Origin of the sequence: Aeromonas sp. DNRA1, from assembly GCF_963888745.1 — a bacterium.
GTDB lineage: Bacteria > Pseudomonadota > Gammaproteobacteria > Enterobacterales > Aeromonadaceae > Aeromonas > Aeromonas hydrophila.
Genome location: NZ_CAWPKQ010000008.1, coordinates 1 through 12,661, shown reverse-complemented (window position 1 = coordinate 12,661; position 12,661 = coordinate 1). Strand labels below are relative to the sequence as shown.

Below are 12,661 nucleotides of genomic sequence, written 5' to 3'. Positions count from 1 at the left end.
CATCCATCGCAAAGCCTGTGCCAGTTAATCAACTGTATGATTTTCAAGAAAATATCCATTTTTACGCCACATGATCACAGCAAGCAGAGAGTCATTCAGACCATAATCTGGCGAATCTGACCATCCCCGAACGGGCAGGTGGACGGCCGATTGGCGAGCCGTTTGCGGGGTCGCTATGCTGACAAGCCGTGGAAGTTTTTGGTTGCCGAGCCGGTCTGTTGAGCCAATAGTGGTACCTTGTGCGTACAAAGCTCTCCATCGCGGTAATGCCATTACCACTGTCTTGTCAGTCTTCACTGCCAACAAGGAGTCAGAGCGTGACCCAAGCCACTCTTCTCTATTCCACCGCCACCGGCCTGCCGGAACCGACCCGTACCCCGCTGCTGACCGGCAGCGATCCCGAACACAAGCGCCGCGAGCTGCTCGCCTACTTCTGCCAGACCTTCGATCTCTACGACTCGCTGTTCGACTGCCTGGCCGACGAGCGCGCCTGGTTTGACAAGGCGATCCCCCTGCGCCACCCGCTCATCTTCTACTACGGCCACACCGCCGCCTTCTTCATCAACAAGCTGCTGGCGGCCCGCCTTATCGAGGGCCGGCTCGACGCCCGCATCGAGGCCATGGTCGCCATCGGGGTGGACGAGATGAGCTGGGACGATCTGGACGAGACCCACTACGACTGGCCCTCCGTCAGCGAGCTGCGCGACTATCGCGGCCAGGTGCGCGCCCTGGTGTGTGATTTCATCGCGCGGATGCCGCTCACCCTGCCCATCGACTGGCAGAGCCCGGCCTGGGTCATCCTGATGGGCATAGAGCACGAGCGCATCCACCTCGAGACCTCCAGCGTGCTGATCCGCCAGCTGCCGCTGGCCTGGGTGCGCAGCCAGCCCCAGTGGCCAGTCTGCCCCGAGGCGCGCCATCGCCGTGACGAGGTGCCCGCCAACACCCTGCTGCCGGTGGCCGGCGGCCGGGTGCGGCTCGGCAAACAGGATGCCACCTACGGCTGGGACAACGAATATGGCGAGCGCCACATCGAACTGGCCCCCTTCCAGGCCAGCCGCATGCTGGTGAGCAACGCAGAATTTTTCGATTTCGTGCAGGCAGGCGGCTACGAGACCCGTGACTGGTGGGATGACGAAGGCTGGGGCTGGCGCCAGTATGCCAGGGCCCGTATGCCCACCTTCTGGGTCGGCGACCCCCTCGAACCCGAACAATTGCATCTGCGGCTGATGACCGAGCTGGTCCCTATGCCCTGGGACTGGCCGGCCGAGGTGAATCAGCTGGAGGCGGCCGCCTTCTGTCGCTGGCAGGCGGCCCAGACCGGTCTGCCCGTCCAGTTGCCAAGCGAAGCGGAGTGGATGCTGCTGCGCGAACAGCTGGCCGGCGATCAGCCGGACTGGATCGAGGCGCCCGGCAACATCAATCTGGCCCGCTTCGCATCGTCCTGTCCGGTGGATGCCTGCCCGCAGGGCAGCTTCTTCGATCTGGTGGGCAACGTCTGGCAATGGACCAGCACCGCCATCGACGGCTTCGAGGGGTTCAAGGTGCATTCCCTCTACGACGACTTCTCCACCCCCACCTTCGACGGCAAACACACCCTGATCAAGGGCGGGAGCTGGATCAGCACCGGCAACGAGGCGCTCAAATCCTCCCGCTACGCCTTTCGTCGCCACTTCTTCCAGCACGCGGGCTTCCGCTACCTGGTCTCACGCCATCAGGAGCCCGTCATCGTGAACCCCTATGAAACCGACACGCTCGTCGCTCAGTACCTCGACTTCCAGTACGGCCCGAGCCACTTCGGGGTCGCCAACTACGCCGAGGCTCTGGCCGGTCTTGCCAGCGAGCTCTGCGGCCGCCATGAGCGGGCGCTCGACATCGGCTGCGCCACCGGTCGCGCCAGCTTCGAACTGGCGCGCCGCTTCGCCCACGTGGACGGGGTGGACTACTCGGCCCGCTTCATCGACGTGGCCCTGACCCTGGCAAGACAGGACAGCTTCCGCTATGCGGTGCCGGTGGAAGGGGATCTGGTGGAATATTGCGAGGCGCGCCTCTCCCGCCACGAGCTCGGTCGCGAGCAGGGCGAGCGGGTCCACTTCAGCCAGGGGGATGCATGCAACCTCAAGCCCAAGTACGGCGACTACGACCTGGTGCTCGCCTCCAACCTGATCGACCGGCTGCGGGAACCTGCCCGCTTCCTGCGGGACATTGCTCCGCGCCTTCGCAGCGGCGGCCTGCTGGTGCTCACCAGCCCCTACACCTGGCTGACCGACTACACCCCCAAGGCCAACTGGCTCGGCGGCATCCGGGAAAACGGCGAGGCCCTCGGCACCTATCAGGCGCTGCAACGGCTGCTGGCGGATGAGTTCGAGGAGCACATGCCCCCGAGGGACGTCCCCTTCGTCATCCGCGAGACCGCCCGCAAGTACCAGCATACGGTGGCTCAGCTCACCGTCTGGCGCAAACGCTGACGACGCGGCAAACGAAAGAGGGAGGCCCATGGCCTCCCTCTTTTTTATCCAGACGACTTACCCCTGCTGAACCTGGGGCAGGGCCTCCTGCTCGTGGTAGCGGCGGGCCAGCACGGCACACACCATCAGCTGGATCTGGTGGAAGATCATCAGCGGCAGCACCATGACCCCAACGCTGGCGGCCGGGAACATGACGTTGGCCATGGGCACCCCGTTGGCCAGGCTCTTTTTGGAGCCGCAGAAGACGATGGTGATCTCGTCCGCCCTGTTGAAGCCGAGGCGGCGACTGATCCAGACGTTCCAGCCCAGCACCAGCGCCAGCAGCACGCAGCTCAACAGCACGATGCTGGCCAGATCGTACCAGCCGACCTGGTGCCAGATCCCCTGCACCACCGCCTCGCTGAAGGCCACATAGACCACCAGCAGAATGGAGCTCTGATCCAGCTTGCCAATGAGTGGCCGGTGGCTGTCAACCCAGCGGCCGATGAGCGGGCGCGACAGATGGCCCACCACGAACGGCAGCATCAGCTGCACCATGATGGCCTGAATGGAGTGCCAGGTATCGACCCCCTCCCCCTGCACATTGATCATCAGCCCCACCAGCACCGGCGAGAGGAAGATGCCGAGGATGCTGGAGGCCGAGGCGCTGCACACCGCCGCCGACACATTGCCGCCGGCCATGGAGGTGAAGGCGATGGCCGACTGCACGGTGGCCGGCAGGGCGCACAGGTAAAGGAAACCGAGGTAGATGGCCGGGCTCAGCCAGTGGGGCACCAGCGGCGTGAGCAAGAGCCCCAGCAGCGGAAACAGCACGAAGGTGCTGGCCATCACCACCAGGTGCAGCCGCCAGTGGCCGAGGCCCGCCAGCAGGTTCTGGCGCGACAGCTTGGCGCCATGCATGAAGAACAAGAGCGCCACCGCCAGCTTGGTCAGCAGACCGAACCAGACGGCCACCTGCCCCTCGCAGGGGAAGAAGGAGGCCAGCGCGACCACCACAATCAGTACAGAGGTAAAGGGATCCAGACGCACGAGCGGTCTCCGGTGAAAGCAGATCCCGTCCCCTCGCGGGGCCGGTGATCGGGGACGACAGGAAACACAACAGGAGCTGTGGCACAGCTCCTGTTGAAACGAATCTCCAGCTTACCCCGATATGCGGGAGGCGCAAAGTTGAGCGACGCCCCTTTATCTGTCGGAAATTAAGCAAGCCCGGCTGGCCACCGGATCCGGCCAGCCTTGTGCTTCAACTCTGCTTGGCCAGCTTGCCGCCGGCTGTGCCGGTGGCCTGCTTGCGGGCTTGGCGCTTCTCGAAGCGGGAGATCCACCAGTAGGCCAGCGCCGAGAAGACCGCGGTCATGAAGACGTTGATGAAGAAGGCGCGCACCAGATCCACCCCGGCCGGGAAAGCAGAAGCGCTCATGCTCACCACGAAGATAGCGATCAGCACCGACACCACCCCCATCCCGAACTTGCGCGACCCCATGCGGAACTCGCGGGGGGTGTCGTCATGTTTCCAGCGGAACACGAAGTAGGCCACCATGATGAAGATCGGCGGCAACATGGCGGTACCGGCGGTGAGGTTGATGGCGGTGTTCATCATCTGCTGTACCGACTCGGAGCCGAAGCCGTTCACCACCAGCATCGCGAACACGAAGACAAACTGCCACCAGGCGGCGCGCACCGGCACCCCGTGCTCGTTGAGCTGGGTGGTCTTCTCGCCGTAAACCCCCTGGGGGATCTCGGAGAAGTGGATCTTCACCGGCGCCGAGGTCCACATCATCATGGAGCCGAACATGGCGATGAACAGCACCACGCCGACAAAGCGGCCCACCAGCGCCTCGGAGAGACCGAAGTACTGCGCCATGCCGGTGAAGATCTCCACCATGCCGCCGGCATAGGTGAGGCTCTCGCGCGGTACGAACACGTTCACCAACAGGGAACCGACCGCATACATGGCACCGATGACGATACCCGCACTGATGATCACCTTGATGAAGGACTTCTGGCCGCCCTTCACGTCATTGAGGTAGGCCGCCGCTGTCTCGGCACCGCCCGCCGCCTGGAAGATCCAGCACATGATGCCGAGCGTCGCCCAGTTGACGGTGGGAGTCATCGCCTCCAGCGTGATGGGCTGGGCCGGCACATGATCCCCACTCAGAGCCATCAGGGCGCCCAGCACATAGATGGCGAACAGGGCAAATACCCCGTAGGCCACGATCTCGGCAATCTTGCCGAGCCAGCTCGCCCCCTTGGTGGAGATATGGGTCGCCGCCGCAAACAGCACGATGGAGATGACCGAGGTGACCATGGGCGAGAAGCTGTACTCATAGCCCAGCATGGCGTAGGAGGCGTAGGCGATGACGTTGGGCAGCAGGGAGACGAACCAGAACAGATTCACGAACCAGTAGAGAAACGAGCCCAGATAGGCCATCCGGGTGCCGAGTGGCTTTTTCAGCCAGTCATACATCCCCGACTCGGAGTTTTTGTTGGCCGAGACGAACTCGGCAATGATGAAAACAAACGGGATGAAGTAGACGATGGTCGCCAGCAGGAAGATGGGGGCGGAGCTGAGCCCCAGCTCGATGTTGTTGTTGACGATGTTGCGCACGTTGAACACGGCGGCAAAGGTCATCGACAACAGGGCAAACTTGCCTATGGTGCCGCGTACGGATTCAGACATGGTGTCCTCCAGTGGACTCGCGCTCCCTGCGGGTAACGCTGTGACTCTGTGATGTGTTCGGCAAGGGTCTGTCGACCCTGCCCTTTACTCTCTTGTTATGATCGGGCCGCGTGGACGGCCTTCTTGGTGAACCGGTGCAATCTCCCGCACCGGCTCGCAATACCATTCAGACGATCGGAGTGCCCGGCGCCATCGGCACCCGCGGCTGCAACAGCACGCTCTGGCTCTCGTCCGGGGTCTCGGCGCAGAGCAACATGCACTCGGATCGCTCACCGCGCATTTTGGTGGGCTTGAGGTTGGTCAGTACCACCACCTCGCTGCCCATCAGCTCCTCTTCGCTGTAGTAAGGCACCAGACTGGTGACGGTCTGCAGCGGCCGCTCGCCACCCACGTCGATCTGGACGATGTAGAGTTTGTCGGCACCGGGGTGACGCACCACCTCCAGCACCTTGCCCACCTTCATCTCGACCCGTTTGAATTCGGCAAACTCGATCGTCTCGCTCATGCTCTTTTCCTTTTCTGGTTCAACGGTTTGCGGGTGGCCAACGGCCACCCGGTTTGATTGGAATTCAATGCAGTGGCTATGGCGTCTGCATGGCAACCTGCGCTGTCGGCTGGGCCTCTTTGGCACGCGCTTCGGCACTGAGGGAGGCCTCGTATCTGTTGTATTTCCACCAGGCGAAGCCGAGGAAAATCACGATCCCGCCGACGTTGTAGAAGATGATGGTCATGATGTCGGCGCCGGTCGGGAAGGTGGAGGCGAGGAAGCCCACCGAGAAGAGGACGATCAGCACCGAGACCACGGCGATGCCGGTGGTGCGCGAACCCATCCTGAAATCCCGCGGCAGGTGATCGAGCTTCAGACGCAGATTGAGGTAGGCCAGCATGATGAACAGCGGCGGCAGCATGGAGGCGGCAGCGGTCATGTTGATGACGGTGTTCATCAGATCCTGCGCTGTGTTGGAGCCCAGGGTCGGGATCACCATCAGCGGCAGCACGATGAGGTACTGGATCCAGGCTGCACGGGCGGGCACGCCGTGCTCGTTCAGCTCGACCGTCTTCTTGCCGAAGATGCCGGCCGGGATCTCGGAGAAGAAGATTTTCACCGGGGTCGCGGTCCACATCAGCAGGGAGCCGAACATGGCGGTGAAGGAGACCAGCCCGACGAAGCGGTTCATCAGGATCTCCGGCAGGCCGAAGTAGGCTGCCAGCCCCTCGAACACCTGCACCGAGCCGCCGGTATATTTCAGGGTGTCGCTGTGGACGAACACGTTGATCAACAGCGACGCGATGGAGTAGAGCACGCCGATAAAGATCCCGGCGACGATGATCACCTTGACGAAGGATTTGGAGCCCCCCTTCACATCATTGACGTAGACCGCCACTGACTCGGCGCCACCGGCTGCCATAAAGATCCAGGTAGTGATGCCCAGGAAGGCCCAGCTGAAATCGGGGACCATGGCCTCTACCGTGATGGGGTCAGCCGGCTGCACGCCGCCCACCAGTGCCGCACCCGCCAGCAGGATGTAGGAGAGGGTCAGCAGCAGCATCAGGGACGAGGTCACCGAGGTGATGGGGCCGAGCATCTTGGCGCCGTTGGTGGAGACGTAGGTGGCAAAGGCAAACAGCACCATGCTCAATGCCGTGGTCGCCACCGGAGTGAGAATGTACTCGTAGCCGAGAAAGGCATAGGAGGCGTAGGCGATGACCCGTGGCAGCAAGGAGGTGAAGAAGAAGAGGTTCACGAACCAATAGGTGTAGGCGGAGATAAAGGCCCAGCGACCGCCGAGGGAACTCTTCACCCAGGCATACACCCCCGCTTCGGAGTTCTTATTCAGTGACACAAATTCCGCAATGATCAGGCAAAACGGAATGAAGTAGAAAATGGTGGCCAGAAAGAACATCGGGGCCGAGGCCAGACCGATCTCGATGTTGTTGTTGATGACGTTGTTGAAGCTGAATACCGCCGCGAAGGTGAGCGACAGCAGACCAAACTTGCCTATCGTATTGCGTTTGGAATCAGACATGGTGCATCTCCAGACCTGTAGTTATCTCAGCGAAAGGGCGGGGCATGATTTGTAGGGTGAGCCCCGCCCTTCCGGCTTTTATCAGTGCAGAACCGGCGGCTTGTTATTTGTTTTTGAAGTAGCCGCCTTCGACGGTGACCTTGATGATCACCTTGCGCACCGGCGCATCGCCGACGAAGCGGTAGGCCTCGTCGTTCTCGAAGATCACCACCTGACCGTTGCCGACTTTCTGGCGCTCACGCACCTCACCGGCCAGCCACTCGCGGTCGGTGGTATCGTCATAGGCCTGCTCGACCACCAGCTCGCTCTTGGCAGCCCACTCCACCGTCTCTTCCCCTTCCAGGTAGTAGTGAACGTCGAAGTAGCGGCGCTGCCCCTCGAACAACGAGGTGGCCGGGCTGGCCCCCTCCTGCAAGCGGTAGGTGAGGGAGTCACCGATGGAGTGGCAGATGCCGGGCTTGAGGTTCGGCAGGTTGTTGATGGCCTCCACGCAGCGGCCCCACTTCTTGCCCTCCCGGTAGATGTTTTTGAACAGGGTCAGGTTGTCCAGGGTGATCATGCGAGGTTCCTCCCGCCGTTGATGGTGAGATCGAGCCCGGCCAGCGCAGCCGGATTGAGGTTGCCACGGGCGATGGGCAGCAGGGTCAGGCCGAAGCTGAATGGCTCGAAGCGCACCCGCCAGGAGTCCAGCACCTCGGAGCCCCAGGAGTTGGAGCCGAGCCCCAGTACCTTGTGATCCAGATTGAGGGTGAGATAACCGCAGGGCTCCAGCTCGTTGATGTGCTGCGCCGCGTGGATATGCTCCCAGCTGTAAGGCCAGACGCTCAGATTGATGGGGGCATCGGGCCGCACGTAGAGACCGGCACCGTGGCGGTTGGTCAGGGTCGCCCAGCGCACCTGCTGGCGGTTGCCGTTATCCTGTGGGAAGGGGTAGTGCTCCCACATCTCGCTGACTGTGCTCTGGAAGCTGTCGATCCAGTTGCTCTGGCGACTGTCCTGATAGTTTTCGCCCGGCCCCATGCCGTAGTAGTGCACCCGGTCGAGATCCTGACGAATGCCCAGCTCGAAGCCGATCTTGGGGATGATGTCGTCATAACCGCCGTAGGGCTGACCGGACAGTGCCACGTGCAGCTGACCGTTCGGGCTCAGGGTGTAGACGTAGCGGCAGCGCATGCCGAAGTCGAACACCGGCGGTGCGATCAGACTCTCCACCGTTACCTCGACCGCCTCACCCAGCTGACGCCAGCTTAAGCCACGGAAGTGCTCCTGCATGATCTGCAGGTGGTTCGGGTGCCACAGGCTCTCGTACTCCTGCTTGTGGTTGTCGATCATCGGCTTGAAGAAGGTGAGGCGCGGGGCTCGCTCGATGAGCTCGATACCATCCTGCTGCCAGCTCACCAGCTTGCCGTCGAGGCGCGAGAAACGCAGGGCAAAGCCGCTGCCGCTCAAGGTCAGCGCGAGGCGCTCATCGGCAATCTGCAACGGAGTGGCGTTGGGGTTGGCAAAGGGCTGCAGCTGGCGAGTCGACTCTTTCAGCTGGAACTGGTACTGGCCCAGCTCGTGCTCCGCCGCGCTGTAGCGGGTCGCACTGGCCTTGATGACCCGCAGCTGGACGAAGGTTTCCCGCCCATCGAGGGATGGCAGTTCGAGTTGCAGCTCTGTGGTGGCACCGGGGGTAATCCCTTCCAGCCGAATTTGCTGGCTGGCCAGCAGTTCGCCCTCGGCCTTCACTTCGACCAGCAGGCGGATGTCGTCGAGAGTGGAGAACCAGTAGCGGTTTTCCACCGCCAGCTTGCCGCTCGCCAGATCCAGGGCGCGCACCTTGACCGGGCAGATCACCTGCTTGTATTCGCGCAGCCCCGGCCCCGGGGTCTGATCCGGATAGATGAGGCCATCCATGCAGAAGTTGTAGTTGTTGGGGTAGTCGCCGTAGTCGCCGCCGTACTTGTAGACGGGGCGCCCCTGCTCGTCCTGATCCAGAATGCCGTGATCGCACCACTCCCAGATGTAGTGACCCTGAATGTGGGGATGGCGGTCGAACACCTGCTGGTATTCGCTGAGGCCACCCGGGCCATTACCCATGGCATGGGCGTATTCGCAGAGGATGCGCGGCTTCGCCATCGGGAACTCGCCGAAGCAGTTCATCTGGGAGACGCGGGAGTACATGGTACTCACCACATCCACCACCTCGGCATCGCGATCCTCTTCGTAGTGCACCAGCCGGGTCGGGTCGATCCCCTTGCAGCGCTGGTACATGGCTCTGATGTTGCAGCCGTAGCCGGACTCGTTGCCGAGCGACCAGATGATGATGGAGGGGTGGTTCTTTTGGGCGTGCACGTGGCGCTCGATGCGATCCACGAACACCGGCTCCCAGAAGGGGTCGTCGGTGATGCGGCTGAGATCGCCGACGTTGGCAAAACCGTGGGTCTCCACGTCGGTCTCCGCCATCACGAACAGACCGTACTGGTCGCACAGCTCGTAGAAACGCGGGTCGTTCGGGTAGTGGGCGGTGCGCACCGAGTTGAGGTTGTGCTGCTTCATCAGCACGATATCGCGCTCCACCCGATCCATGCCGACCGCGCGGCTCTTGAGGTGGTCGTTGTCGTGGCGGTTCACCCCGTGCAGCTTGAGGTAGTGGCCGTTGACGTAGAAGAGGCCATCCTTGACCTTGATTTCACGCACCCCGACCCGCTGCGGGATCACTTCCAGCAGCTCGCCCCGACCGTTGTAGAGGGAGAGTTGCAGCTGATAGAGGTAAGGGTCTTCGGCGCTCCACAAATGGGGGGTGGCCAGATCCAGCGTGAAGCGGCAATCACACTTGCCATCGATGGCGAGATGATCGAGCGAACCGCTGGCGATCTCGTTGCCCTGATCCAGCAGCGACCAGACCAGACGGTGATCTCGGGCAGCCGCTCCCAGATTTTCCAGCTGAATATCGCAGCTCAGGGTGGCGCTCTGGTTGTCATCCGCCAGCGCGGTGCGGATGAAGAAGTCCTGCACATGGGTGGCCGGTTTGCCCACCAGATAGACGTCGCGGAAGATCCCCGCCATCCACCACATGTCCTGATCTTCGATATAGGTGGAGTCAGCCCACTGCATCACCCGCACCGACAGCAGGTTCTCGCCAATGTTGGCGTAGGCACTGATATCGAACTCAGCGGTGAGACGGCTCCCCTTGCTGAAACCGACGTAGTGACCGTTCACATAGACCTCGAAGTAGGTCTCCACCCCGTCAAACTTGATAATCACCTGCTCGCCGTCCCAAGCCGGGCTCAGCGTGAAGCTGCGCTGATAGGCGCCGGTGGGGTTGTTGGTCGGCACGAAGGGCACATCGATGGGGAAGGGAAAACCTTCGTCGGTGTACTGCAGCTGGCCATGTCCTTCCATCTGCCACATGTTGGGCACGGTGATCTGGCCCCACTCGCTCATGGGGCTGTGATAGAAGGCCTCCGGCACCTGCAGGGGGTGGTCGAAGTAGTGGAACTGCCACTGGCCGCCAAGGCTCAGAAAACGGCGGCTCAGCTCGCGCTGCATGGTGGCCGCCAGCGCGTGGTCGGCATAAGAGAAGAAGTAGGCGCGCGGAGCCAGCCTGTTTTCACCAACGAATTGGACGTTTTCCCAGTTATTCACATGTCCTCCCGGAACAAGGCAACGTTAACTGGGTAAACTCTAGATAAACATTTACTAAATATCAGCTTTGAATTGGTAAAGTTTTAACCTGATCACAATGAACAAATGGTTTTGTGAGCGAGATCAGAAGCGGGAGATAAAGGAGGACAAGATATGGATGAGTGGCATAGATGTTGATAGCCGTTGGCTGAACTGCAATAAAATAAACTATAAAACAATATGATATGAAGTTGCTGGATGATATGGGAAAGAGGTTTGCTTGGGAGATGTGTCGCACCACCGCAAGATGGTGCGACTAAAAAGCATAATATTTTACTAAAATTGGCGGGTAGTGCCACGCAGGGTCAACTTGCTCGGCACCAAAACTCGGAGTGGAATATCCCGCTCGTCACGCAGCCGTTCGACCAACAGATTGACCCCCTGGGAGCCCATCAACTCGGAGTGGATCCGCACCGTGGAGAGCGGCGGGAAGGTGAACTTGGCGGTCGGAATATCGTTGACGCTGATAAGCTCGATCTGCTGGGGAATTGCCAGTCCCTTCTCGTGGATGGCACGCAGTACACCGATGGCGATGGAGTCGGAGGCGACAAACAGCGCCTGAGGCCAATCTCCCGCCAGCATCTCTTTGGCCAACTTGTAACCGGAGGCGCTGGAGAAATCCCCGCGATAGAGGTCGCTCTCCTGCACCACGCCAAGACGCTGACCATAGTCGAGGAAGGCCAGCTCGCGCAGATCCGGGCCATCATCCTGGCCTCCGATATAGCCGATGCGCTGATGTCCCTGGGCGATGAAGAAGTCCACTACCTGCTGGCTGATCAGCGCCAGATCCACGTCAATCGAGTCAAAGTCCCCCTGAGAACGGCAATCCACGAACACCAGCTGGGCAGAGAGGGAGTGGAGCGCGGCGAGACGCTCTGCAGGCAGATGGCCGATGACCAGGATACCGTCGACCGCGGAGAGATCGCGCCCCTCGGCACCGTTGTAGAAGTGGGTCAGCTCGATGTTGAGACGGGCACACTGGGTCTCGATGCCATAGCGGATGGCCAGATAATAAGGGTCGTTGACCTCGGTGCTCTGCGGGTAGGCATAGACCGCCAGGAAGTGCAGTTTGCTCTTGTGAACCCCCTTGCGGGCACCGCTGGTCTTGTACTCCAGCCGCTCGGCGATCTCGAAGATCTTCTGCTTGGTCTCTTCCTTGACGCTCAGCGTCGGATCTTCATTGAGCACCCGTGACACGGTAGCCTGGGAAACCCCCGCCTCCAGTGCAATTTCCTTCAACGTGGCCATGCATACTCCTCTGGCGATGACTCCCGACAATACCAGACCAAGAGTAACGGGCAACGTGCTGACATCCCAGCATTTTTACTAAAAGAAACCCATCAGGACGGCAAAATTCCAATGCAAAAAGGCCTCCCGAATGGGAGGCCTCTTCTAAATAGGTGCCTGACAGTGTCCTACTCTCGCATGGCGAATGCCACACTACCATCGGCGCTACCGCGTTTCACTTCTGAGTTCGGCATGGGATCAGGTGGTTCCACGGCGCTATTGCCGTCAGGCAAAAGCTTTACTACTTCAATAATGGTGCTGATACCCAGAGTCGAACTGGGGACCTCATCCTTACCAAGGATGCGCTCTACCAACTGAGCCATATCAGCACACTAACCGGTAAAGACCGCACTGTGTGCGCTATCTAAATCTTCTGTCCTATACAACCTTACGTTGTATCGCGACCAACCACATCGCTGTGATTGCTTAATTGATGCCTGGCAGTGTCCTACTCTCGCATGGCGAATGCCACACTACCATCGGCGCTACCGCGTTTCACTTCTGAGTTCGGCATGGGATCAGGTGGTTCCACG

8 protein-coding genes, 1 tRNA gene and 2 rRNA genes are annotated in these 12,661 nt (G+C 60.9%); 1 reads left to right on the top strand and 10 read right to left on the bottom strand.

Annotation, left to right across the window (positions count from 1 at the left end):
* Nucleotides 1–317: 317 nt before the first annotated feature.
* Complete coding sequence (gene ovoA, locus AACQ43_RS19900) at nucleotides 318–2,468, top strand: 5-histidylcysteine sulfoxide synthase (protein WP_168968469.1); 2,151 nt, start codon at nucleotides 318–320, stop codon at nucleotides 2,466–2,468.
* Nucleotides 2,469–2,525: 57 nt separating this feature from the next.
* On the opposite strand, the gene AACQ43_RS19895 is transcribed toward ovoA, so the two are convergent.
* The 10 genes from AACQ43_RS19895 to rrf (AACQ43_RS19850) all read right to left on the bottom strand — a co-directional run.
* The gene (locus tag AACQ43_RS19895; protein WP_024944633.1) at nucleotides 2,526–3,497 is read right to left on the bottom strand and encodes a bile acid:sodium symporter family protein; all 972 of its coding nucleotides are present in this window, start codon (nucleotides 3,495–3,497) and stop codon (nucleotides 2,526–2,528) included.
* 211 nt (nucleotides 3,498–3,708) lie between these two features.
* On the bottom strand, nucleotides 3,709–5,145 hold the full coding sequence (locus AACQ43_RS19890) for an amino acid permease (RefSeq protein WP_168968467.1): 1,437 nt from the start codon (nucleotides 5,143–5,145) through the stop codon (nucleotides 3,709–3,711).
* A gap of 166 nt (nucleotides 5,146–5,311) precedes the next feature.
* Entirely contained in the window at nucleotides 5,312–5,650 is a 339-nt protein-coding gene (locus tag AACQ43_RS19885) for a tRNA-binding protein (RefSeq protein ID WP_005342042.1), read from the bottom strand.
* A 76-nt stretch (nucleotides 5,651–5,726) separates the two neighbouring features.
* Complete coding sequence (locus AACQ43_RS19880) at nucleotides 5,727–7,172, bottom strand: amino acid permease (protein WP_168968465.1); 1,446 nt, start codon at nucleotides 7,170–7,172, stop codon at nucleotides 5,727–5,729.
* Nucleotides 7,173–7,275: 103 nt separating this feature from the next.
* Nucleotides 7,276–7,731, bottom strand: a complete 456-nt coding sequence (locus tag AACQ43_RS19875; RefSeq protein ID WP_033114711.1) for a beta-galactosidase subunit beta — start codon at nucleotides 7,729–7,731, stop codon at nucleotides 7,276–7,278.
* A complete protein-coding gene (gene ebgA / locus AACQ43_RS19870) occupies nucleotides 7,728–10,802 on the bottom strand; it encodes a beta-galactosidase subunit alpha (RefSeq protein ID WP_168968463.1) in 3,075 nt (1,024 codons plus the stop codon). Before ebgA ends, AACQ43_RS19875 begins: the two co-directional genes overlap by 4 nt.
* A 315-nt stretch (nucleotides 10,803–11,117) precedes the next feature.
* Nucleotides 11,118–12,089: a transcriptional regulator EbgR gene (gene ebgR, locus AACQ43_RS19865; protein ID WP_168968461.1), complete on the bottom strand. Its 972-nt coding sequence runs from the start codon at nucleotides 12,087–12,089 to the stop codon at nucleotides 11,118–11,120.
* A gap of 154 nt (nucleotides 12,090–12,243) precedes the next feature.
* Nucleotides 12,244–12,358: ribosomal RNA gene (rrf, locus tag AACQ43_RS19860) — 5S ribosomal RNA — on the bottom strand.
* A 23-nt stretch (nucleotides 12,359–12,381) separates the two neighbouring features.
* Nucleotides 12,382–12,457, bottom strand: a tRNA-Thr gene (locus AACQ43_RS19855).
* Between the two features lie 106 nt (nucleotides 12,458–12,563).
* Nucleotides 12,564–12,661 (bottom strand): 5S ribosomal RNA (rrf, locus tag AACQ43_RS19850); the annotation flags it as partial.